The 23,227-nt window shown below is 62.8% G+C and carries 24 protein-coding genes; 9 read left to right on the top strand and 15 right to left on the bottom strand.

The window, feature by feature from the left end; all coding sequences use genetic code 11:
* Window position 1: 1 nt before the first annotated feature.
* Entirely contained in the window at window positions 2-1,135 is a 1,134-nt protein-coding gene (locus tag ACEN42_RS21195; RefSeq protein WP_371881330.1) for an HlyD family secretion protein, read from the bottom strand.
* Entirely contained in the window at window positions 1,135-1,692 is a 558-nt protein-coding gene (locus ACEN42_RS21190; protein WP_371881329.1) for a DUF3302 domain-containing protein, read from the bottom strand. Before ACEN42_RS21190 ends, ACEN42_RS21195 begins: the two co-directional genes overlap by 1 nt.
* A 405-nt stretch (window positions 1,693-2,097) precedes the next feature.
* On the opposite strand from ACEN42_RS21190, the gene ACEN42_RS21185 reads away from it, so the two are divergent.
* The 9 genes from ACEN42_RS21185 (at window position 2,098) to ACEN42_RS21145 (ending at window position 12,649) form a co-directional block, all read left to right on the top strand.
* Window positions 2,098-2,991, top strand: coding sequence for a LysR family transcriptional regulator (locus tag ACEN42_RS21185; protein ID WP_187605248.1), 894 nt, complete (start codon window positions 2,098-2,100; stop codon window positions 2,989-2,991).
* 303 nt (window positions 2,992-3,294) lie between these two features.
* Window positions 3,295-4,359 (top strand): LLM class flavin-dependent oxidoreductase, encoded by a 1,065-nt coding sequence (locus ACEN42_RS21180; protein WP_371881328.1) that lies wholly within the window; start codon window positions 3,295-3,297, stop codon window positions 4,357-4,359.
* A complete protein-coding gene (locus ACEN42_RS21175; protein ID WP_371881327.1) occupies window positions 4,272-5,456 on the top strand; it encodes a flavin reductase in 1,185 nt (394 codons plus the stop codon). Before ACEN42_RS21180 ends, ACEN42_RS21175 begins: the two co-directional genes overlap by 88 nt.
* Window positions 5,457-5,599: 143 nt before the next feature.
* Window positions 5,600-7,051 (top strand): spinster family MFS transporter, encoded by a 1,452-nt coding sequence (locus ACEN42_RS21170; RefSeq protein ID WP_371881326.1) that lies wholly within the window; start codon window positions 5,600-5,602, stop codon window positions 7,049-7,051.
* 134 nt (window positions 7,052-7,185) lie between these two features.
* Window positions 7,186-8,613, top strand: a complete 1,428-nt coding sequence (locus ACEN42_RS21165; protein WP_371881325.1) for an aldehyde dehydrogenase family protein — start codon at window positions 7,186-7,188, stop codon at window positions 8,611-8,613.
* Window positions 8,614-8,626: 13 nt separating this feature from the next.
* Window positions 8,627-10,243: a 3-(methylthio)propionyl-CoA ligase gene (locus ACEN42_RS21160; RefSeq protein WP_371881324.1), complete on the top strand. Its 1,617-nt coding sequence runs from the start codon at window positions 8,627-8,629 to the stop codon at window positions 10,241-10,243.
* 95 nt (window positions 10,244-10,338) lie between these two features.
* On the top strand, window positions 10,339-10,752 hold the full coding sequence (locus ACEN42_RS21155) for a GFA family protein (protein ID WP_371881323.1): 414 nt from the start codon (window positions 10,339-10,341) through the stop codon (window positions 10,750-10,752).
* A gap of 67 nt (window positions 10,753-10,819) precedes the next feature.
* Entirely contained in the window at window positions 10,820-11,467 is a 648-nt protein-coding gene (gene ribB / locus ACEN42_RS21150; RefSeq protein WP_374191198.1) for a 3,4-dihydroxy-2-butanone-4-phosphate synthase, read from the top strand.
* A gap of 57 nt (window positions 11,468-11,524) precedes the next feature.
* The gene (locus tag ACEN42_RS21145) at window positions 11,525-12,649 is read left to right on the top strand and encodes a porin (protein ID WP_238292877.1); all 1,125 of its coding nucleotides are present in this window, start codon (window positions 11,525-11,527) and stop codon (window positions 12,647-12,649) included.
* A gap of 72 nt (window positions 12,650-12,721) precedes the next feature.
* On the opposite strand, the gene ACEN42_RS21140 is transcribed toward ACEN42_RS21145, so the two are convergent.
* The 13 genes from ACEN42_RS21140 to ACEN42_RS21080 are packed head-to-tail and all read right to left on the bottom strand — an operon-like array spanning window position 12,722 to window position 23,209.
* Window positions 12,722-13,744 (bottom strand): tetratricopeptide repeat protein, encoded by a 1,023-nt coding sequence (locus tag ACEN42_RS21140; protein WP_371881321.1) that lies wholly within the window; start codon window positions 13,742-13,744, stop codon window positions 12,722-12,724.
* Complete coding sequence (locus ACEN42_RS21135; protein ID WP_371881320.1) at window positions 13,741-14,133, bottom strand: cytochrome c-type biogenesis protein CcmH; 393 nt, start codon at window positions 14,131-14,133, stop codon at window positions 13,741-13,743. The genes ACEN42_RS21140 and ACEN42_RS21135 overlap by 4 nt, the downstream gene beginning before the upstream one ends.
* Window positions 14,126-14,665, bottom strand: a complete 540-nt coding sequence (locus ACEN42_RS21130; RefSeq protein ID WP_371881319.1) for a DsbE family thiol:disulfide interchange protein — start codon at window positions 14,663-14,665, stop codon at window positions 14,126-14,128. Before ACEN42_RS21130 ends, ACEN42_RS21135 begins: the two co-directional genes overlap by 8 nt.
* Complete coding sequence (locus ACEN42_RS21125) at window positions 14,662-16,632, bottom strand: heme lyase CcmF/NrfE family subunit (protein ID WP_371881318.1); 1,971 nt, start codon at window positions 16,630-16,632, stop codon at window positions 14,662-14,664. The genes ACEN42_RS21130 and ACEN42_RS21125 overlap by 4 nt, the downstream gene beginning before the upstream one ends.
* Window positions 16,629-17,084: a cytochrome c maturation protein CcmE gene (gene ccmE / locus ACEN42_RS21120; protein ID WP_371881317.1), complete on the bottom strand. Its 456-nt coding sequence runs from the start codon at window positions 17,082-17,084 to the stop codon at window positions 16,629-16,631. Before ccmE ends, ACEN42_RS21125 begins: the two co-directional genes overlap by 4 nt.
* Window positions 17,081-17,221 carry a hypothetical protein gene (locus ACEN42_RS21115; protein ID WP_238292867.1) on the bottom strand — a complete coding sequence of 47 codons (141 nt, stop codon included), beginning with the start codon at window positions 17,219-17,221 and terminating at the stop codon, window positions 17,081-17,083. Before ACEN42_RS21115 ends, ccmE begins: the two co-directional genes overlap by 4 nt.
* The gene (ccmC, locus tag ACEN42_RS21110; RefSeq protein ID WP_371881316.1) at window positions 17,218-17,961 is read right to left on the bottom strand and encodes a heme ABC transporter permease CcmC; all 744 of its coding nucleotides are present in this window, start codon (window positions 17,959-17,961) and stop codon (window positions 17,218-17,220) included. The genes ACEN42_RS21115 and ccmC overlap by 4 nt, the downstream gene beginning before the upstream one ends.
* 4 nt (window positions 17,962-17,965) lie before the next feature.
* Entirely contained in the window at window positions 17,966-18,634 is a 669-nt protein-coding gene (gene ccmB, locus ACEN42_RS21105; RefSeq protein ID WP_371881315.1) for a heme exporter protein CcmB, read from the bottom strand.
* Complete coding sequence (ccmA, locus tag ACEN42_RS21100; RefSeq protein ID WP_371881314.1) at window positions 18,631-19,254, bottom strand: heme ABC exporter ATP-binding protein CcmA; 624 nt, start codon at window positions 19,252-19,254, stop codon at window positions 18,631-18,633. The genes ccmB and ccmA overlap by 4 nt, the downstream gene beginning before the upstream one ends.
* A gap of 40 nt (window positions 19,255-19,294) precedes the next feature.
* Window positions 19,295-19,900 carry a NapC/NirT family cytochrome c gene (locus ACEN42_RS21095; RefSeq protein WP_187605231.1) on the bottom strand — a complete coding sequence of 202 codons (606 nt, stop codon included), beginning with the start codon at window positions 19,898-19,900 and terminating at the stop codon, window positions 19,295-19,297.
* A gap of 9 nt (window positions 19,901-19,909) precedes the next feature.
* On the bottom strand, window positions 19,910-20,395 hold the full coding sequence (locus ACEN42_RS21090) for a nitrate reductase cytochrome c-type subunit (RefSeq protein ID WP_187605230.1): 486 nt from the start codon (window positions 20,393-20,395) through the stop codon (window positions 19,910-19,912).
* Window positions 20,396-20,406: 11 nt separating this feature from the next.
* Complete coding sequence (gene napA, locus ACEN42_RS21085) at window positions 20,407-22,890, bottom strand: periplasmic nitrate reductase subunit alpha (protein ID WP_250484358.1); 2,484 nt, start codon at window positions 22,888-22,890, stop codon at window positions 20,407-20,409.
* A complete protein-coding gene (locus ACEN42_RS21080; RefSeq protein ID WP_273654951.1) occupies window positions 22,862-23,209 on the bottom strand; it encodes a chaperone NapD in 348 nt (115 codons plus the stop codon). Before ACEN42_RS21080 ends, napA begins: the two co-directional genes overlap by 29 nt.
* Between the last annotated feature and the right edge of the window lie 18 nt (window positions 23,210-23,227).

Here is a 23,227-nt window from a genome sequence, read left to right as displayed (position 1 = left end):
GTCACACCTTCAGCACGAAGTAGTTGATATACGCGCCAACCCGGATGATCACCTTGCGCAGAATCTGAATCTCCTCGATATGGTCTGTGTAGATTGCCGCATGTCCACGCGCACCGGCGGCGAGGAAGACGTCACGCTCCCTGTCGTCGAGTTTCAGCCGCACGGCGAAACGCGCGGCCGGCGTCGGTTCCGTGCCGGTGATCGGAAGCGTGCCGCTCGGTGTGAGCTGACCCTGACCCTGCGCCCACACGACCGATACCACGTGCGCTTTCAGCACCTTCCCCGGTATCGTCTGAAGCGCGATCTCGGCTTCGTCGCCAGGGACAACCATCCGCAATTCGTTCTGTGCGAACAGAGCGATCACCTGATAATCGTCCTCGACAAAGCTCAACGCCGGGTTCTGAAGAAGCGGCGTCACGATCGAGCCCGGCCGCAACTGCAGATTGATCGCGACGCCGTTGGCCGGTGCGACGACCGTCGTCTGCGAGAGATCCCATCGCGCGGATTCGAGCTGCGCGCGAATCTGCGCGACTTCGGCCTGATCGTTGTCGACGGTCGCGTTCAGCACCGCGCGCACCTGCGCTTCCTGTGCGCGTGCGGCGGCGAGGTCGGCTTGCAGCGACTTCAGGTTTGCCTCCGCTTGCTCGAGCGCGAAACGATCGCCGGCGCCATGATCGACGAGCTGTCGGTTCTCCGATACGCGCCGCTTCGCGAGATCGATTTGCGCGCGCACGGCATCGCTCTTCGCGGTGGCGGCTGAGAGGTCTTCGTTGAGCTTCTTTGCCGAGCCTTGTGCGTTCACGAGCTGCGCTTCGAGCGCCTTCACTTGCAGGTTGAAGGGCGTCGGATCGATCTTGAAGAGCACATCGCCTTTTTTAATCGGCGTGTTGCCCGTGATCGGAACCTCGACGACACGGCCGCGCACCTGCGGAACGATTTGCACTACGTAACGGATAACGCGCACGTCTTCCGATGCAGGTGCGACAACGTTAAGCGTCAGAATCAGGATGGTGAGCGCGATGATCGGCAGAACGATCGTGATCGAACCGGTAACGATATTCCAGGGCAGCCACCTGAACTTTCCGAAAATGAGCCACGCGATCGTCGCGTATATGGCAAGAAGTAGGATTTCCATCAGGCTTCTCCTGCTCCCTTGGAGTTGTGTGCAGGCGGTGGAGCATTAGACTGAAGCGCCTCTAGTTCGTCGCGGGCGCGCCGCAGTTCCGGCGGCAGAATGCGTCGAGCTGCGATGCTGTCGAGTTCGCCGAGGATATAGCCCAGCTCATCGCTGGGTAGTGTGCCGAGCCTTGCCCGGTGGACGGCTTCGAAGAAGAAGTCATCATGCTTATCGGTGCCGTAAGCCATGCGATAGCCAAGCGGTTTGAAATACGTCCAGAGCCATGCAATCGGCCAAAGGAGACCGCCGAATACCAGTGAGAGAAAGCACAACATCTGGATTGCTTCTTTCTGCGGATGATGACGCCTCTCCGCAATCTTTTCGGGCAGCACGTGAATGAGTAAAAGGATCACTACACACGCCACTGGCACAACGCTAATAACGAAGATGGCTAGCCAGTCTGCGATTTTGTCCACCGTTTCGCTGGACGCATGGGCAAAGCCAGAAGAAGGAATGAATGACAGAAGAACGCCAAGAAGCGTGAGATTGGCCTTCATCGCGGTCGAAACCCCCAAGGATCGCTCGTTGACTACCGTCAGTAATCGGTGCCTCTGAGCGTTTATGTTCATTCTTGCTACACGCCACAAGCGAATACGCTAGTGGTGGACTGAAGCTTTGTTCATCAATATCACAGTCAATGCACGACGAAAAGGAGCCGGGCGGGGGCGGCCACAAAAAGGCTTGGCTGCGATGAAACGGACAAAGGGAAAGTTCCATTCGACGTATGCCAACCAAAGCGTCGATCTGAGAAACCACCTCGATCATTTACTAGGACATTCAAAAAAACGTCGATGAAACGAAAACAGTAAAAATCGACGTAACCTCGTCGTGGCGTTTATTGCGAGTCGCGAATAGCCTTTGGTGCAAAAGTGAAATGAAGTACTATCGTTGTCACTATGCGCCAAGCTAATACCAAGTCGTTGGACCTGAATCTGCTTGCAGTCTTCATGATGCTTTGGGACACCCGAAGCGTGACGCGAGCAAGCGATCGGCTGGCATTGACACAGCCTGCGGTCAGCCATGCGTTGCGTCGCTTGCGTGATGCAACCGGCGACGAACTGTTCGTGAACGCGAAAGGTGGTCTGGTGCCCACTTCGCGAAGCGAGGCACTGGTAGGCCCCGTCAGAGAAGCACTCGAAAAGATCTATGGCGCCCTTCGAGATGAGGAAACATTTGTTCCCTCGCTGGCCCGAAGAGAATTCAATATCGCGGCGGGCGATCTGGTGGAGTTTTCGTTCATTCCCGAGTTGGTCGAACATATCCGGCAGCAGGCGCCCGGCATCGTCGTTCGGCTGGGACCTGTCCCGGAAGAAGGGCTCGCGTACCAGCGTCTGGAGTCAGGCGATCTCGATGCGGTCATCAGTGGTCAGCCCGTCAAGGAGATGGGAATTCATGACGAGACCCTCGCGCAGATCGACCTGCTCACCCTGGTCTGGAAGCGCGAAAACCTGAGCAAGCCGAGGTTTCCTCTTGCCTTGTATCTGAAGCGACCCCACGTGGTGATCCGGTTACCGGATCGACAGGGATCGATCGTCGATCAGACGCTCGCGCAACGCGGTTTGCAGCGGCAAATCGGTGCGGTGGTGCAGAACTTCATGGCAATGCCGATGGTCGCCGCCAGAACGGGATTCATCTGCAATGTCCCTAGTCGCATGGCCGGCACATTCGCAGAACTTTTCGAACTGAGTGTGCACGAGCCTCCCATCGCCTTCGACACATCTCCGCTGTTCATGTCGTGGCATAGACGATTCGACGCGGATCCCGCGCACGCGTGGTTCCTGGATCAGATCCGGTTCGTCGTGTCCGTAGCCTGAGGCAGACGACACTCACGCAGGGCGAACGTGCTCGACTTCGACAGATCGAGCAGTTTCCCCTTCGCGCTTCATTCACCACTTCAGCTAAGGGATAACGCGACCTCGACGGGCCTTGCGCCTGCGCTCGAGCTCATTCCCGACATCAGTGATTTCCCTTGCTCCCACGCGGCTCATCGTGCGCATTTCCATGCGGGCAATCGGGTATTAATCGTGTGCATGTGACAAATTAGAACACTTCATTTTACTTATGTTTGTGTCGCTGATGTTATGTAGGCATTGAGCAAACACAACAAGGAGACACACATGAGTCACGCAGTCCCTCTTTCGATGGGCTGGTTCTGCCCCACGCTCGGCGACACGAGCGCATTCGGCGATCCGTCCAAGGCCTTTCCTCAGTCGATGGAGCACTTCGAACGCGTCACGCGTGCCGCCGAAAATGCGGGTTTCGACTACATGCTGGTGCCGGTCACCCCGTATTGCTGGGATGCATGGGTAGCGGCGTCGTTCGTCGTCAGCCGCACTTCGAAGATCAAGGCCCTTATCGCGGTCAAGCCCGGCTTCATTCATCCGGTTGCTCAGGCGAAGATGATCTCGTCGTTCGATCAGATGTCGAACGGGCGCATCTACATCAACCTGATTGCCGGCTTGAGTGAAAAAGACGCCATTGCCGAAGGGCAACTCGGTTCTAAAGAGGCGCGCTACGAGCAGCTCGAAGAAGAGGTCGTCATCATCAAGAAGCTGCTGTCGGAAGAGCAGGTCGAGTATTCCGGCAAGTACTACAAGGTCGACAAGCCGCTGATCATTCCGAAGCCGGTGCAGCACCCGTATCCGCCGATCTTCCTCGGCGGCGGTTCTGAACAGGCAGCCGAGATTTCTGCCCGCCATTCGGCCGTGCATCTTTTCTGGGGCGATTATCCGGAGCGCATCGCCGAGCAGGTCAAGGAGATGCGCGCCCGTGCCGCGAAGTACGGCCGTGAAGACGAGTTGCGTTTCGCCATGCGCTTGCAGGTCGTTTGCCGCGAAACCGAAGACGAAGCATGGGAAGCGGCGAATCGATTGATCGAAGGCGCGCAGGGCTGGAAGGACCAGGCCACGAATCTGAGCGCGAACATGAATTCGGTCGCCAACCAGCGTCAACGTGAACTGGCGCAGACGGTCGGCAGCAAGATGACGCCCCATCTGTGGACCGGCATCACCGAAGTGCGTCCCGGTGCGGGCGTCGCTGTAGTTGGCAATCCGCAGCAGGTGGCCGCGCAGCTCCTGGAGTTCGTCGACGCGGGTTGCAGCGGATTCTGCCTCTCGGGTTATCCGCACCACGAAGAAGCCGAGCGCTTCGGACGTTTGGTCATGCCGCTGCTGACGCGGTAACGAAAGCACATCGAAGTAAGACATTACAGTCCCGGTCGGCACGATCAAAACAACTAATCGGCCGGGACATAGAGACGGAGACAGATATGACTACGGCAGTCGATGCCAAGCAATTTCGTAAAGCCCTCGGTTCATTTACCACGGGCGTTACGATCGTCACCACGAAAGGTGAGGACGGAAAAGACTACGGATTGACGGCGAACAGCTTCAACTCCGTTTCGATGGACCCGCCCATGGTTCTCTGGAGCCTCGGAAAGAAATCTTCCAGCTTGCCGGTCTTTGCGGCCACCGCGCATTTCGCGGTGCATATCCTGGCGGCTGATCAGGAACGCCTGTCGAATCAGTTCGCGAAGAGCGGAACCGACAAGTTCGCGGGCTGCAAGCTCGCACGCGGCGATGGCGGCGTCCCGCTGCTCGAAGGCTGCTCGGCACGGTTCGAATGCCGCGTCGTTCACCAATACGAAGGAGGCGACCACGTCATCTTCGTTGGAGAAGTCACGAACTTCGACAGCTTCGAGCAGCCGCCACTGGTTTTTCACGGAGGGAACTACGGTTTGGTGATGAAGAAGGCTGAGGACGTCGCCGACGCGAATTCGAGCTTCGGTAACGGCTGGCTCGGCTTTTTGCTGGCTCGCGCCTATTATCAGTTACTGATGCCGGTCAGGCAGAACCTGCGCGGCAATGGCCTGCGCGATATCGACTACGACATTCTGACCGTGCTGAGCATGGGCGATGGAAGAACGATTGCGGAACTCGATCGACTCGTGTCGATCTCCGGCTCGCGTGTGTCGGACGGCGATATTCACAAGCTCGTGGAGCGCGGTCTCCTTACGCTCGGAGTGAACGGGGACGGCGAGAGCGTGGTGTGCTTCACCGAAACGGGCCGCACCTACGTTTTCGAGTTGCTGGCCATCGCCAAGGCGGCGCAGAGCGATGCGGAACGTGACCTCGACTACCGCGAGGCGCAAGTCATGACGCTGTTGCTGAAGCGCGTGATCCGTTCGACGGCAGCGACACTGCCTGATCATTGGCAGAAAGATCATTTCTGGCGGGCGAACAATCTTTGGAACGATCCCGTAGCGTCCGACACGGCATGACTTGCTGGCGTCCCAGCAAGGATTCAAATCCACCGAGAGTCGCGTTCATCCACGCGTCGTGATAATCGCCAGACTGATACTTAATTAACGCCCGACTGATCGCCAATAAAAAAATCAGGCGATCCAGTGAAGGGGAGACAAGCATGAGAGCAGAGACAATTGAACCGGGCCAGGACAAGTATGCTGGTTGCCGGGAAGTTTCAAGTACTAGTGCGGGCCGTTCCTGGTATGCGGTCAGCGTCTTGCTGGTCGCCTACATTTTTTCCATCATGGATCGGCAGATCCTCACGCTGCTGGTAGGCCCGATTCAGCAGACATTGCATGTCAACGACACCCTGATAGGCACGCTGCACGGCTTCACGTTCGCAGTGTTTTATGCACTGATGGGACTGCCGATTGCCCGCATCATCGATCGCGGCGACCGGCGCTTGATCATTGCGATCGGCATCGCCCTGTGGAGTCTCGCGACCGCCGCCGGCGGCATCGCGACCGAGTACTGGCATCTGCTGCTCGCCCGCGTCGGTGTAGCGGTCGGCGAAGCTGTCCTGATTCCGGGCGCCATATCCCTCATCGCCGATCTGTTCCCGGCCGGCCGGCGTGGTCGTCCCATGAGCCTGTTCGGTGCGAGCGGATCGTTCGGCTCCGGCGCCGGGCTGATCGTCGGCGGGTTGATTCTCGGCGTGTTCACCGCTGCGCCTCCTGTGCTGCCCTGGCTAGGTGCGCTCCATCCGTGGCAGGCTACCCTCATGGTCCTGGGTCTCCCCGGTCTGATCGTTGCCCTGATGATGCTGGCTGTGCCGGAACCCAGAAATGCACGCCGCGATTCCGGAATTCGCTCTTCCGCCGACGACACGAATGCGCAACTGCGCGAGGCCGTACCAGTCGCCCTGGTCAAGCGCTACATTACCGGGAACTTGAGGACGCTGGTGTCGCTCATGATCGGCGCAGGCTTTTTTTATGCCTGTGTGTACGGTTGGGCCGCCTGGGTGCCGACGTACTTCGTGCGTGAATTTGGCTGGAAGTATCCGCAAATCGGCGCGGTGCTGGGCGTGCTCCTGGCTGTGATCGGTCCGCTCAGCGCGATGTTCGGTGGCTGGCTCGGCGGCTTCTGGACGCGTCGCGGCGTGCCTCACGGCTACCTTCGCGTTGCCCTGACGGGCAGTGTCGGCATTGCTGTGTCGGCTGCCGGCATGGTGAGCATGCCAAGCGCAAATCTGGCGCTCGTCTTCATGGCATTGACGACGTGCTTCACGGGCTTCATGTTTGCCGCCGGGCCGCTGGCAGTTCAGGAAGTTGCCCCAAGCCCCATGCGCGGCCAGTTCGCAGCGCTTTATACGGGCTTTGTGAACTTGCTGGGCGCGGGCTGCGGCCCGGTCGCCATAGGTATGCTGACTGACCACTTGTTCCGCGATCCGGGCGCGGTCGGGCGTTCGATCGGAATCCTCTGCTTCTCATGCGGCATGATCGCTGCACTCATCTTCCGATTCGGCTTCGCGTCGTATCGCAACACGCTGAAGAACTCGGCCGACTGGCAGCCCGAGTCTGTTGCCTCCATCGGGCAAGCGGCCTCGAAAGCCGGCGCGCCGGGCCGTTGACGCTACGCGGTCGTTAGCGAAACAAACAACACTGTCTATGTCACGAAGCACGCGCACGGCGAAAGCCGGGCGGGGCTTCGTGCGCACTAAAAAATCGATATCTCGATAACCAGGTTAATTGAGGAGTAGGAACCGTGAAAATTTTCGATCGGGTTTATATCAATGGCAAATGGATCGACCCGCACGGTAGCGAATATGCCGATGTGACCAATGCCTCCACGGAAGACGTCATCGGACGCGTGCGCCTCGGCGACGAAACCGATGCCCACCACGCCGTGTGCGCCGCGCGCGCTGCGTTCGACCATTGGTCGCAAACCACACCGGGGCAACGTGCCGAATGGATCGCCAAAATCGCGCAGGGCCTCGAAGCCCGCGCCGCGGAAGTGGCGCAACTCGTCAGCGACGAAGTCGGCACGCCGATCGGCTGGTCGCAGTTTGCGCAGACCGGCGCGGCGATCGGACACTTCGCGGTGGCCGCGCAGTTGCTCGGCGGCTTTGAGTTTGCCGAAACCGTGGGCAACTCCGAAGTGCTGCGCGAGCCCATCGGTGTGGTGGCCTGCATCACGCCGTGGAATTACCCGCTCACCCTGATCGCGGCCAAGGTCGCGCCGGCGCTGGCCGCGGGCTGCACCGTCGTGCTCAAGCCGTCGGAAGTGGCGCCGCTCACGGCCTATCTTCTCGCCGAGGTGATTCACGAGGCAGGCTTGCCGGCGGGCGTATTCAACATGGTGCCGGGTTTCGGTCCGGTCGTCGGTGAGGCGCTGGTGTCGCATCCCGAGGTCGACATGGTGTCGTTCACGGGTTCGACGGGCGCGGGCCGTCGGGTCACCGAACTCGCGGCGCAGACCGTCAAGCGGGTTGCCCTCGAACTGGGAGGCAAGTCCGCCGCGATCATCCTCGACGATGCCGATTTCGCCACCGCGGTTCCCGGCGCGATCAACGCGTGCTTTCTCAACAACGGCCAGACCTGCTTTGCTCATACGCGCATGCTGGTGCCGAAAGCGCGCATGGAAGAGGTCAAGAAGATCGCCGCTCAAGTGGTCGGCGGCATGAAAGTAGGCAGTCCTCTGAACGAACAGACCCAGATCGGCCCCGTCATCTCGGCGCTGCAGCGGCAGCGCGTGCGGGACTATATCCGCAAGGGCCTGGAAGAGGGCGCCGAACTCGTGAGCGGCGGCCCGGACACTCCCGCAGGGCTGGAACGAGGCTTCTTCGTCAAGCCGACGGTGTTCGCCAACGTCACGTCGAAGATGACGATTGCCCGGGAAGAAATCTTCGGCCCGGTGCTGAGCATCCTTGCGTATGAAGACGAGGACGATGCCGTGCGCATCGCCAACGATTCGGTCTACGGGTTGAGCGGCGCGGTCTGGTCGGCCGGTGTCGAGCGCGCGAAGCGCGTGGCGCGACGCCTTCGCACGGGTCAGGTGGATATCAACGGTGCGCCGTTCAACCTGCTTGCGCCGTTCGGCGGTTACAAGCAGTCGGGCAATGGCCGCGAGTTCGGCAAGTACGGCCTCGAGGAATACCTCGAATACAAAGCCGTGCAGTTACCGGTTCAGTGAAATGGATGATCTCATGTTTGGATCGATGATGGATCGCCCGCTGCTGGTTTCGTCCCTGCTCGAGCACGCCGAGCGTCAGTTCGGGGATAGCGAAATCGTATCGCGTGAAAGGAGCGGCGCGTTGTACAGGTACACGTTTCGCGACGCCGCCAGACGAGCGCGACAACTGGCTCGCGCGCTCGCGCAGCTAGGGGTGAAGAATGGAAGCCGTGTCGCATCGCTGGCATGGAACGACCATCGGCACCTGGAAGCGTACTTCGGCGTGTCGGGCAGCGGTGCGGTGCTGCACACCTGCAATCCGCGCCTGCATCCGGAGCAGCTCGTCTATATCGTCAATCACGCTGAAGATGAAGTGCTGCTCTTCGACAGCGCCTTCCTGCCGCTGGTGGAAGCGATTGCGGCGCATTGCCCGACGATCCGCCATTACGTGTTGTTGGCTGGCCCGCAGGAGATGCCGAAAGACGATCGTTTTCCGAATCTCGTTTGCTACGAGGACCTGCTGGCGTCATGTGAAGATGACTTCGTCTGGCCCGAACTCGACGAGCGCATGGCGAGCTCGCTTTGCTATACGTCGGGCACGACGGGCAATCCGAAGGGCGTGCTCTACTCGCACCGCTCGACGATACTCCACACGTTCGCGGTCAGCTTGCCCGATACGCTTTCGCTCTCCGCGCATGACTGTCTCCTGCCGGTGGTGCCGATGTTTCACGTCAACGCATGGGGCATTCCCTACGCGGCCGCGATGAACGGTTGCAAGCTGGTGCTGCCGGGTCCGAAGCTCGACGGTGCGAGCCTGTATGAGCTGATCGAGGGCGAAGGCGTGACGTGTAGCGCCGGCGTGCCGACCATCTGGCTCGGCCTCACGCAACACATGGAGCAGCACGATCTCTCGCTCTCGACGATGAAGCGCACCGTAGTCGGCGGCTCGGCGATGCCGGAAGCACTGATTCGCACATGGACACAAAAGTTCGGCGTCGAGGTGCGGCACGCGTGGGGCATGACGGAAACGAGCCCTCTCGGCACGCAGGGAAGCCTGCTGCCCAAGCATGCGAACCTGACTATCGAGCAGCAATGCGCGCAGCGCGCGAAGCAGGGGCGTGCGGTGTTCGGCGTCGAAATGCGGATCGTCGATGCAAGCGGCAACGAGCAACCGCGCGACGGCAAGGCCGCCGGCGAACTGGAGGTTCGCGGTCCGTGGATTGCCGCGGCGTATTTCAAGGGCGAGAAGCCTGCGTTGCGTGACGGCTGGTTTCCGACCGGCGACATCGCCACCATCGATGCCGACGGCTACATGCAGATCACCGATCGAGTGAAAGACGTCATCAAATCCGGCGGCGAGTGGATCAGTTCGATCGACCTGGAGAACGCGGCCGTTGGACATCCGGCGGTGTTGATGGCGGCGGTGATCGGCGTCAAGCATCCGAAGTGGGATGAGCGGCCGGTGATGTTAGTCGTGACGAAGCCCGGGCAGACCGTGAACAAGGCGGAGATTCTCGCCTATCTCGAGGACAAGGTCGCGAAGTGGTGGCTACCGGACGAAGTGATTTTCCTCGACGCACTGCCGCTTGGCGCGACGGGCAAGGTGCAAAAAATGACCTTGCGCCAGCAATACGCGAACGTGCTGGCGTGATCGGCTTAATTGGGTTGCCTGCGTTTTCGTGCGATCAGGCGGCTTCTACAACGGGCTGACGGGCCATTGACCGTCAGCTTCGATCAGGAAAAAACATGAACGAGATCAAGGGCGGCTGCCTGTGCGGCAGCGTTCGCTATGAAACGGCGCGGGCGCCTCTGATGAGCGCGATATGCCATTGCATCCATTGCCAGAAGCAGTCCGGCAGTGCGTTCTCGACCAATGTGGTCGTGCCTTCTGCGGGCTTCGAGATTGCGTCATCGACCCTCGGCACGTTCAATGATGTCGGCGAAAGCGGCGCAGGCGTCAAACGCCACTTCTGCCGGAAATGCGGTTCGCCGGTGTACACCGAGCTGGACGCCAATCCGGATGTCGTCGCGATCAAGGCAGGCACGCTCGATGACCCTTCGTGGGTGCAGCCGCAGGTGCATATGTGGCGTTGTTCGGCGAAATCCTGGGGACAGGTTTCGGAAGGCGCCGTTTGCTTCGATCGCAATCCCCCGGCCTGAATCCACAGCGCCGCACGGACGCCAATCAAATTAATCAGGAATGCAAGAGATGGAAATTGAAGAATTGATATCGATCGATCGAATCGAGGATGCGCTGTCCGCCATCCGGCGTGGCTCGCTCGTCGTGGTGGTGGACGATGAAGATCGCGAAAACGAGGGCGATCTCATCATGGCCGCCGAGCTCGCGACGCCGGAGGCGATCGCCTTCATGGTCCGCTGGACGAGCGGCGTGCTTTGCGTGGCGCTGCCAGGCGAGCGGCTCGATGCGTTGCAGATTCCGATGATGGTCGCGCGCGGCAACGATTCGATGCAAACCGCGTTCACGGTGACGGTCGACTACCGGCACGGCACGACAACCGGCATTTCGGCGGCCGACCGTGCAACGACCATTCGCGCGCTGGTCGACCCGCAGGCCCGCGCCGGCGATTTCAACCGGCCCGGCCACCTGTTCCCGTTGCGTTCGGTGCCGGGCGGCGTGCTGCGTCGCCCGGGGCACACCGAAGCGACGGTGGACTTGTGCCGTCTGGCCGGTCTGCGCGAAGGCGGCGTGCTCGCGGAAATCGTCAACGATGACGGCAGCATGGCACGTTTGCCGCAACTGATTCGATTCGCACGCCTGCATGGTTTGCCGATCGTCTCGATTCGCGACTTGATCGAATACCGCGAGCGTTCGTATGCGGTGGCGACGAGCGAATGCGAAGCCGTGGCCTCCTGATAGCGCGGCATGCCGTTAATGAAGTTTGATTCAAATACAAAGAGATAGGGAGACGAGATGAAATTGAAATGGGTGGCAGCCGTCGCAGGCGCTGCAATCGGCAGCGCGGCACAGGCACAATCATCGGTGACGCTGTATGGCGTGCTCGATGCGGGGCTGATGTATCAAAGCACATCGGCGGCATCGTTCAATCCGGCATCGAAGAATCTGGGCAAGCTGTATCGCTTCAAGGACGCTGGCATTTACTCGAGCAATTTCGGCCTGACCGGCACCGAAGATCTCGGTGGCGGCTATCGCGCGAACTTCAAGCTGCAGGGGACCTTCGATACGGGCACCGGCAAGGCCGGCATTACCGATACCCCGGGCGTCACGGGACTATTCAACCAGATCGCGAGCGTCGGCATATCGGGGCCGTTTGGTTCGTTCAATGCCGGACGCCAGATCGCGCCGCTAGCTTTCGCGATGAGCGAGACCGACGTTCGCGGCGGCAGATGGTTCGGAAGCATCCTCACGTCGTGGCTCGGCATGAACCAGGCGGCGGGCTGGACCGGCACGAGCACCAACGGGCCGATCGGCGCACTCTACGACAGCAACGCACTTATCTACGAGACGCCGAGCTTCGGCGGCGTGAAGGCTTCGCTCGAATACGCTCCCGGCGGCGTCGCGGGGAGCTTTCAGGGCAACACGCGCGAGTCTGCTGTGCTGAAGTACTCGAACTATGGCGTGCGACTCGCGGCTGCCTATTACAACGGCCACGACACCAACCCTGGCCCGAACGCGGTGCCGACCGGTCTCGCCAACAATCGGCTCTTCTATCTCGGCGCGTTCTACACGCTGCATGACTTTTCGGTATCGGCGTCGTACACCAACGGCAAGAACCCGGCACGCTCGAATCAGGTGAGCATCGACATGTACACCTTCGGCCTCGGCTATCTGTTCACGCCCGCGTTCAGGGTGACGAGCGGCGTCTACTACCTCAGGGACCGCAACAACTCGGCGAACAAATCCATCGAAGTCGCGGCGGGCGGCGAGTACAGCCTGTCGAAAGCCACGATGGTGTATGGAGAAGTCGGGCACGTGAACAACCGGGGAACGATGACCCAGACGATTGCTTACGGTCAGCCGGTCGCGCCTGGCATGGCGACAACGGCTGTCATGGTTGGTTTGCGTCAGAAGTTCTAGGCACGCAGTACGGTCTCGGGAATGATGATGTGGGTCGACGTGACCCACTAGCCCCGCTTCAAAAATGCCCGCTCACCGCACCACATCATCGATCCTCACCTCGACAACCTTCGCCCCCTCCAACGACACAACCCCGCTCGACCCCGTCATGTCGCCCGACGCCGGCCGCGCCTGTCCCGACGCCGACACGCGCGCATCGATACTGACACGCGAGAAATCGGACAGCCGACGCCCCGGCGTCATCGACATGGAATCGTCGAGACGCACGGTCGCGGGCAACTGACTCACGCTCAGGCGCTGCACCGCGAGCGGCATGCGCGAGCCATCGTCGGCGAGCGCATAGACGAAGACCGTGTCGGTCGGACGAACGCGCTTTTCTAGCTCGGCACTCAGACTCACACGTACATTCACCGACGCTCCCTTCGCGGCAAGCGCGCGCGTTTCGTCGATATTCTTCCGGGCCTGCTGCCCGATCTCCGGCGCGAGATCCGGCACATTCACCAATCTCTCCCAGTACCGGATCGCACCCGCGAAATCGCGCCGGTCGAACGCAGCCGACGCCGCCAGCGCCAGCGCTTTCGGCTGATTCGCATCGATGCCGAGCGCGGATTCTATGATCTTCGACGTCGCGCCGTCGAGATTGCCGTCGTTCGCGCTCGCGATGGCGTCGGCGTAATCGGCGCGCAGTTCCGCGTCGCGCGGATTCAGAGCGACCGCGCGGCGATACGCCTCGGTCGCGTCGCCCGGACGATCGAGCACCATGTACGAGCGCGCGAGCATCGACCAGCCTTGCGCGTCGTTCGGATCGCGCTGCAATCGCGCGGCCAGAAGACTGACCGCCGCTTCCATCGATGCCGGCGTGTCCGCATGTTCGCGCGTCGGTGCGCTGGCCGCCTCCTGGATCGCGAGCGCCGCGGGATCGCCGATGCGCATGTACAGCGTCAGCGCCGACGCCGGCACGAGCGCGATCAGCAAGCCCGCGAGCGCCGCGTGCGAAGTCCCGCGTCCGGGAGTGGGCCCAAGCAGCAGCGGCGGCACGATGCACGCGAGCGCGCCCGTCAACATCGCGGCGACGATCAGCCAGAACGCCATCATGGAGACAGACTCCTCTCGCGCCGGGCATCTCGCGCGCGTCGAATATGTCGCGCCATCGCGACCGCGCCCGCCGCCAGCACCGCGAACGGTCCGAACCACAGCGCCCATGTGACCGGCTTCACCGGCGGCCGGTAGAGAACGAAATCGCCATAGCGGCGCACCATGTAGGACTCGATCTGTTCGTCGCTCGCGCCGTGCTCCACCTGCTCGCGAATGCGCGCGCGAAGATCGGCGGCGAGACTCGCGTTCGAATCGGCGAGACTCTGGTTCTGACACACGACGCAGCGAAAATGCTCGGCGAGACGGCGCGCGCGCTCATCGACCGGCGATTCCTGCGCTTGAGCGCACGCCACGAGCGTGAGGAGCAGCAACGCGATCCGCCTAATCACGAGCGTTCTCCTTCTGCAACTCGCCGACGAGCGGCAGAATCACGCGCTCCAGCGACGCGCGGGTAATCGGCCCGGCCTGCCGGTATCGCACGACGCCCGCCCGGTCGATCACGAACGTTTCCGGCACGCCATACACGCCATAGTCGATGCCCGTGCTGCCGTCGCGATCGACGAGCGTAGCGACATACGGATTGCCGGCTGCGTCCAGCCACTGCAATGCGGGCGCGCGCTCGTCCTTGTAGTTCAGGCCATACACCGGCACCGTGCCGCTCGCCGCGACGTTCATGAGGACGGGATGCTCGTCGCGGCACGCGTCGCACCACGACGCCCACACGTTCAGAATCCACACCTGTCCGCGCAGCGCGTCCGACGACATCTTCTGCCCGGACGCATCGAGGCGCGGCAGATCGAACGCGGGCGCGGGCTTGCCGATCAGCGCTGAAGGCAGCCGGCGCGGATCGTGTCTCAGGCCCGCCGCCAGCACCGCGACCAGGATACCCAGCACGGCGAGCGGGATCAGGAAGCGTTTCATCGTCCGGTCTCGCCGAGGGCTTGCGGCGTTTCGGCAGTCGTCGCAGCAGCGCGCCGGGATTGCGGCGCACGCTGCCGCATGTAGCGCCGGTCAGCGGCTGCGAGCAGGCCGCCGAGCGCCATCAGAATGCAGCCGCCCCAGATCCAGCGCACGAACGGCTTGATCTGGATGCGCACGGTCCACGCGTTGCCGCCCGCCGGCTGATCGAGCGCGACATAGAGATCGCGCAGCACGCCTTGATCGATGGCCGCTTCGGTCGTCGGCGTGTTCGAGACGATGAACTCGCGCTTCTCCGGATGCAGCGTGGCGATGGCGCGGCCATCGCGCGTCACGCCGATCGTCGCGCGTATCGCGCGGTAGTTCGGACCGTCGCTCGCGCGTACATCGTCGAGACGGAAGCGATAGCCACCGACATCGACATGTTCACCGGGCGCGAGCCGCGCATCGTGTTCGACGGAGAAGCCCTTCACCATCGTCACGCCGACGATGAACACGCCAACGCCCGCATGCGCGAGCCACATGCCGATGGTCGCGAGCCGCACGCGCCGCGCGCCGCCGGCGAATCGCTGGTACACGCCTGTTGCGATGGTCGCGAAAGTCCACGCGGCGAGCAGGAAGCCCAGGCTCACGAGCGGGCGCGACACGCCCGGCAGAAACGCCGACACGACGCTCACGAGCGCCGCCCAGCGCAGGCGCACCGTGATCTCCGGCAGGCGGGCAGCCTTCCAGCGCGCGAGCGGCGCGACGCCCATCAGGAACACGGCGGGCGCCATCAGCGGGACGAACACGCTGTCGAAGTAGGGCGCGCCGACGGAAATCTTGTCGAGGCCGAGCGCGTCGAGGATCATCGGATAGAGCGTGCCGAGCATCACCGAAGCGGCAGCCGCGAGCATCAGCAGATTGTTCGACAACAACAGCGCTTCACGCGACACCGGCTCGAATCCCGCTGGCGACGATGCAGCGCGCGGCGCGCGCCAGGCGAAGAGTGCGAGGCCGCCGCCCGAAAAAAGCGCGAGCAGCACGAGGATGAAGACGCCGCGCGCGGGATCGGACGCGAATCCGTGCACCGATGTCACGACGCCCGAGCGCACGAGAAAGGTGCCGAGCAGCGCAAGCGAGAACGCGCAGATCGCGAGCAGCGCGCTCCACGCGCGGAATGCACCGCGCTTCGCGGTGGCGGCGAGCGAATGAACCAGCGCCGTGCCGACGAGCCACGGCATGAACGACGCGTTCTCCACCGGATCCCAGAACCACCATCCGCCCCAGCCGAGTTCGTAGTACGCCCAGCCGCTGCCGAGCATGATGCCGAGCGTGAGAAACGTCCACGCGGCGAGCGTCCATGCACGCGATGCGCGCGCCCAAGCGGCATCGAGCCTGCCGTCGAGGAGCGCCGCGATCGCGAACGCGAACGCCACCGAGAAGCCGACATAGCCCATGTACAGCAAGGGCGGATGAATCACCATGCCCGGGTCCTGCAGGAGCGGATTGAGATCGCGGCCGTTCATCGCGGGCGGCATGATGCGTGTGAACGGATTCGACGTCAGCAGCATGAACAGCAGGAAGCCCGCGTCGATCCAGCTCATCACGCCGAGCACGCGCGCGGCGAACGGCCGGGGCAGCCGGCGGCCGAACGTAGCGACGGCGATCATCCAGAGCGTAAGCAGCAGCACCCAGAGCAGCAGCGAGCCTTCGTGGCCGCCCCAGACGGCGGTGAAGCGATAGATCGCCGGAAGCGCCGAATTGGAATTCTCGACGACATAGATCACCGAGAAATCGTCACTGAGAAAAGACGCCGCGAGACAGGCGAACGCGATCGCGACGAAGCCGAACTGCCCGCACGCGGCGGGCGCGGCGACGCGCATCCATCGCTCTATGCCGAAGCGCGCGCCGAGCATCGGCACGATGCCCGCGACGAGCGCGAGCAGCATCGCCAGAATCAGCGCGAAGTGGCCGAGCTCGGGAATCATCGGCGCGCGCCCGGGCTCGTGTCCGCCGCCGCGCGCACTTCGCGCAGCGCGCGTTCCAGTTGAGGCGGCGTGTACTTCTCGTCGTGCTTCGCGAGGACTTCATCGGCGTGAAAGCGGCCATCGGCGCCGAGCGTGCCTTGCGCGACGACGCCGCTGCCTTCGCGGAAGAGATCGGGCAGCGCGCCCGCGTATGTGACCTCCACCGAAGCGCGCGCGTCCGTGACGACGAAGCGCACGGCGCGGCCATCGCGATCGCGCACGAGCGAGCCGCGTTCGACGAGTCCGCCGAGCCGGAAGCGCTGTGTGCGCGCCGCTTCGTGCGAGGCGATCTGGCTCGGGCTCACGAAGAACATGACGTTGGCGCGAAACGCATCGAGCACGAACGCGCACGCGAGCGCGATGCTCGCGATGCCGAGCGCGATGAACGCGAAGCGGCGATGGCGCGCTCTCATCGGCGCAACGCCGGTTCGCGCAGCGCGCGGAGCACGAGCCAGGCTTCCGCGCCCATCAGCAGAAAAGTGATCGCGAGCGCGGCGCAGAGAATCGGATTCGCGGCGAGCATCGCGATGACGGACTCGAACGTGCTCATGCGGCATGCTCCTCGATTCGCGACGGACGTTCATCGCCCGCAGGCACGCGATCCGCCGCGCGCATGACGACGCGCACGCGCGCGAGCGATATCGCGATCGCGTACGACCAGAATCCGGCGCTCATCACGACGATGCCCCATGCCATCGACGCGCTCATCGACACGCCGCTGCCGAAGCCGAGCGACGGCCCCTGATGCAGCGTGTACCACCACTGCACGGAAAAATAGATGATCGGGATATTCACGACGCCGATCAGCGCGAGCACCGAGCACGCGCGGTCCGCGCGGCGCGCGCCGTCGATCGCGGCATGCAGCGCGAGAAGGCCCACGTACAGGAAGAACAGGATCAGCTCCGACGTGAGACGCGCGTCCCAGACCCACCACGTGCCCCACGTCGGCTTGCCCCACAGCGCGCCGGAGATCAGCGCGATCGCGGTGAAGAGCGCGCCGGTGGGCGCGAGCGCGCGCGCCATCATCGCGGAGAGACGTGTGTTCATCGCGAGATGCAGCGCGCTGTAGGCGGCCATCACGAGATAGAGGAACATCGACATCCAGGCGGCGGGAACGTGCACGAACATGATGCGGTAGATGTCGCGTTGCAGCGCATCGGCGGGCGCGATGGCGAGACCGATGACGAGCCCCGTCGCGATCAACGCGATGGACGCGATGCCGAACCACGGCGTTGCGTGCGCGGCGAAGCGTTCGAAGTTGCGCGGAGACGCATAGCGGAACCAGTTCATGGCGCTATTCCATCGATATGCGCAGCGCCGCGGCGCTTGCCCACGGACATAGCCACAGCGCAAGACAGAGGGCCGCCGCGAGCAGCGAGAAATTCGCGTTCGACCATGCGATGCTCGCCGCCGGATCGGCCACGCCGACACCGAACACGAGCACCGGCACGTAAAGCGGCAGGATCAACAGAGCGAGCACGACGCTGCCGCCGCGCACGCCGAGCGTGAGCGCCGCGCCCATCGAACCGATCAGCGACAGCAGCGGCGTGCCGATCAGGAGCGAGGCCATCAGCATGAGAATCGTGCGCGCATCGAGCCCGTATTCGAGCGCGACGACCGGCGCGAGCACGACGAGCGCGAGACCCGTCGTGAGCCAGTGCGCGGCGATCTTGCCGAACACGATGCCCGCGAGCGGCTGCGGCGAAAGCAGCATCTGCTCGAGCGCACCGCTCGCGAAATCGTTGCTGAAGAGCTGGCCCGCCGAAAGCAACGCCGCGAACAATGCCGTGACCCACAGCACGCCCGGCGCGATCGCGTGCAGGAGCTTCGGCTCGGGACCGATGCCGAGCGGAAACAGGCTCGACGCTAATACGAAGAACAGCAGCACGGACAGCGTCAGCGTGCGGGAGCGCCAGTTCAGAAGCAGTTCGCGGCGAATCACCTGAAGCGTCAGCCCGATCATGCGGCGCCTCGCGCGAGATGCAGGTGCCGTGTGCGCGCGGCATCGACGGGCAACGGGCGATGCGTCGTCGCGACGAGCGTGCCGCCTTCCCGCAGATGATCGTCGATGCACCCGGCAAACCAGAGCGCGCCGCTCTCGTCGATGGCGTCGGTGGGTTCGTCGAGCAGCCAGAGCGGCTTGCCTGACAGCACGAGACGCGCGAGCGCGACGCGTCTTCGCTGCCCTTGCGAGAGACGGTTGAGACGCGTGTGCATGAGCGGCAGCACGGCGGCGCGGTCGAGCACGTCGCGCTCGTTCCGATGCGCCGCGCTCGCGCCGAGCAACGCGGCGAAACGCAGATTCTCCGCGACGGTCAGTTCTCCGTTGAAGCCGTCGGCATGGCCGAGCCAGGCTAGGTCGCGGCGAAAGCGAGGAGGATCGTCGCGCACGTCGATGCCGCGCCACGACACGCGTCCTGCCGCGAGCGGCAGCAGGCCCGCGAGCGCGGCGATCAGCGAGCTCTTGCCGCTTCCGTTCGCGCCGTGGATGACGAGCGCCGCGCCGCTATCGACACGCAAATCCGCGCCGGCCACGATGGTGCGGCTGCCGCGCATCACGTCGAGTTGCCGGGCGCTGAGCATCGATGTTTCCTCTCTCCTCGAAGGCGTGGCCGAGCGTCGCTTACTTCTTCTTTCTGTCCTCGATCTCCTGAGCCTTCACCATGTTCGGCAATTCATGCGCGATGCCCTTGTGGCAATCGATGCACGTCTTCTCGCCCGTCTCCAGGAAGCGCTGATGCGCCTCCTGCGCGCGCGGACTCTGGCGCGTGAAGTCCATGTACTGGAACGAATGGCAATTGCGGCATTCGAGCGAATCGTTGGCCTTGAAGCGCTCCCATTCGTGCTCGGCGAGTTCGAGCCGCTTGTCGAGAAACTTCTCGCGCGTGTTCACGGTGCCGAATACCTTGGCCCACACTTCCTTCGACGCCTGCATCTTGCGCGCGATCTTGTCGGTCCAGTTGTGCGGCACGTGGCAGTCCGAGCACTTGGCGTGCACGCCGGTACGATTGCTGAAGTGGATCGTGTTCTTGAGTTCCGCATAGGTGTTGTCGCGCATCTCGTGACAGCCGGTGCAGAAGACTTCGGTGTTGGTGAGTTCCATCGCGGTATTGAAGGCGCCCCAGAAGATCACGCCCGCGACGAAGCCGCCCAAAGTCAGAAAACCGAGGCTGTAATACAGGCTCGGCCTTCGGATGGTGATCCAGTAGCGCTTGATCAGTGCCCACATGGCGATCGCTCATCGTTTCTGGTTCTTGGATGCCGGCTGCCGTTTGATGTCTTCGACAGCGACGAACGTATTGCCGACGAGCGGCTTCGTATCCGCCTGCGGAACATGGCACTGCGTGCAGAAATAGCGGCGCGGCGACAGATGCCCGGACACCATGCCTTCACGGTCCATGTAATGCGATACCGCGACGGGCACGGCGCCGCTCTCTTCGACACGGCTGCGCGCATGACACGCGAGACAGCGGTTCGCGTTCTTGTCGAGCTGATAGTTATCGATCTTGTGCGGGATCGTCGGCGGTTGCTGCGCGTAGTTGAGGCCGCGTATCACGTCCTTGTTTTCGGTGGGCGCGAGGAGCGGCGCGCGGGTCTCTTCGCCGATCGGCGTCGTGCCGCGCAACGAGTCGTGGAACGGCAGATTCGGGACGGTGGGCTGCGCGATCGCGATGGCGGCAAGCGCGAGCAGTGATGCGATGACGAGAGCGATCAGCGTGCGCATGACATGTGCTCCTAGACCCGCACGATCCTGACCGCGCACTTCTTGTAGTCGGTCTGGAACGAGATCGGATCGGTGGCGTCGAGCGTCACCTTGTTGATGAGCTGGCTCGCATCGAACCACGGCACGAACACGAGCCCGCGCGGCGGCTTGTCGCGGCCGCGCGTCTCCACGCGCGTGCGCATCTCGCCGCGCCGCGATATCACGCGCACTTCCACGCCGCGCCGGATGCCGAGCGCCTTCGCGTCATCGGGATGCATGAAGCATACGGCGTTCGGAAACGCGCGATAGAGCTCGGGCACGCGGCGCGTCATCGACCCGGAATGCCAGTGCTCGAGCACGCGACCCGTCGCGAGCCAGAACGGATATTCCTTGTCCGGCGATTCCGGCGGCGGCTCGTAGGGCAGCGCGTAGATCACGGCGCGGCCATCCGGATTGCCGTAGAACTGCCAGTCGGCGCCGGCCTTCACATAGGGATCGGAGCCTTCCTTGTAGCGCCAGAGCGTCTCCTTGCCGTTGACGACCGGCCAGCGGATGCCGCGCGCCTGGTGGTACATGTCGAACGGCGCGAGATCGTGACCGTGGCCGCGCCCGAAACTCGCGTACTCCTCGAACAGACCCTTCTGCACGTAGAAGCCGAACGCCGCCGCTTCGTTGTTGCGATACTTCGCGTCTATTTGCGATGCGGGAAACTTGTCGACCTGGCCGTTCCGATAAAGAATGTCGTAGAGCGTCTTGCCCTTGTATTCCGGCTTCTTCGCGATGAGTTCGGCGGGCCAGACCTCCTCGACCTTGAAGCGCTTCGAGAACTCGACGATCTGCCAGAGATCCGAACGCGCGCCGGCGGGCGCCTGCACCAGTTGATGCCAGAACTGGGTGCGCCGCTCCGCGTTGCCGTACGCGCCTTCTTTCTCGACCCACATCGCGGACGGCAGGATCAGGTCGGCGGCGACGGCCGTGACCGTCGGATAGACATCCGACACGACGACGAAATTCGATTCCTTGCGATACCCCGGCAACGCCTCGTTGTTGATGTTCGCGGCGGCCTGCATGTTGTTGTTGACCATCACCCAATAGGCGTTGAGCTTGCCGTCGCGCAGCATGCGGTTTTGCAGGACGGCGTGAAAGCCCGGCTTGTCGGGAATCGTTCCCTCGGGCAGCTTCCAGATGTGCTCCGCTTCCTCGCGATGCTTCGGGTTGGTCACGACCATGTCGGCGGGTAGCCGATGCGAGAACGTGCCGACTTCGCGCGCCGTGCCGCATGCCGAAGGCTGTCCCGTCAGCGAGAACGGACTATTGCCGGGCGTGGAGATCTTGCCCGTCAGCAAGTGCAGGTTGTAGACCATGTTGTTGGCCCATGTGCCGCGCGTGTGCTGATTGAAGCCCATCGTCCAGAAGGACACGACCTTGGTCTTCGGATCGGCGTACAGCTTCGCGAGTTGATCGAGCTTGTTCTTCGGCACGCCCGAGAGCTTCGTCACATAGGCCGCGTCGTAGCGCGAGACGAACTGCGCGAACTCGTCGAAGCTGATCGGCTGCGAGCCGTTCGGGTCGCCGGCGTTCTTCGCCGCCTTCTGCAGCGGATTGTCGGGACGCAGCCCATAGCCGATATCCGCGTTGCCCTTCCTGAAATTCGTGTGCTTGTCGACGAACGCCCGGTTCACCTTGCCGTTCTTGATGATGTAGTTCGCGATGTAATTCATGATCGCGAGATCGGACTGCGGCGTGAAGACGATGGTCTCGTCGGCGAGATCGAATGAACGATGCTCGAACGTCGAGAGAACGACGACGCGCACGTTCTGGTTCGACAGCCGCCGCGCCGTCACGCGCGTCCATAGCACCGGATGCATCTCCGCCATGTTGGAGCCCCACAGCACGAAGGCATCGGTTGCCTCGATGTCGTCGTAGCAGCCCATCGGCTCGTCCATGCCGAAGGTGCGCATGAAGCCCGTCACGGCCGAGGCCATGCAGTGCCGCGCGTTCGGGTCGAGGTTGTTGCTGCGAAAGCCCGCTTTCATCAGCTTGACGGCCGCGTAGCCTTCCCACACGGTCCATTGCCCCGAGCCGAACATGCCGACGGCGGTCGGGCCTTTTTCCTTCAGCGCACGCTTGAACTGGTCGGCCATCACATCGAACGCGACGTCCCACGAGACGGGCTGGAACTCGCCGGTCTTGTCGAACTTGCCGTTCTTCATGCGCATGAGCGGCGTGGTCAGGCGATCCTGGCCGTACATGATCTTCGAGAGGAAGTAGCCCTTCACGCAGTTGAGCCCGCGATTGACTTCGGCTTGCGGGTCCGCCTGCGTCGCGACCACCTGATTGCCCTTCACCCCGACGAGCACGCCGCATCCCGTGCCGCAGAAGCGGCAGGGCGCCTTGGACCACGCGATGTCGTCGCTCTGGGCGACGGCCTCCATGCCGGGCAGCGTGATGCCCGCGGATGCGGCGGCCGTGGTGGCGGCGGTCTGCTTAATGAACGCGCGACGAGTCAGTTTCATCGGGGATTTCCTCGTTCAGCGAATCGGCGTGTTCGTGATGCTGATAGACGAGCGCGATGCTCACGACATCGGGTATCGACTGCGCCGCGTGCAATTGATCGGCGACATGGGATGAGCGGTCCGCTTCGAGCGTGAGCACGATCCTGCCTTCGGCGCTCGATCCGTGAACCTGTGCGCCGGGCAATGCGGCGAGCGCCTGCTTGACGCGTGCCAAGGCTTCTATTCGTGCGTATACAACGACCCCGGCGATGTGATACTCGCAAGACTGATCAGTCTTATCGTCGAAACGATTACTGCTATCGACGAGCTTGAGCTTCATTTAATTGAAATAATCGCG

It is taken from the genome of Caballeronia sp. S22 (assembly GCF_964261745.1).
GTDB lineage: Bacteria > Pseudomonadota > Gammaproteobacteria > Burkholderiales > Burkholderiaceae > Caballeronia > Caballeronia jiangsuensis.
The sequence above is the reverse complement of the archived record's forward strand: the minus strand, read 5'-3'. Positions and strand labels throughout refer to the sequence as shown.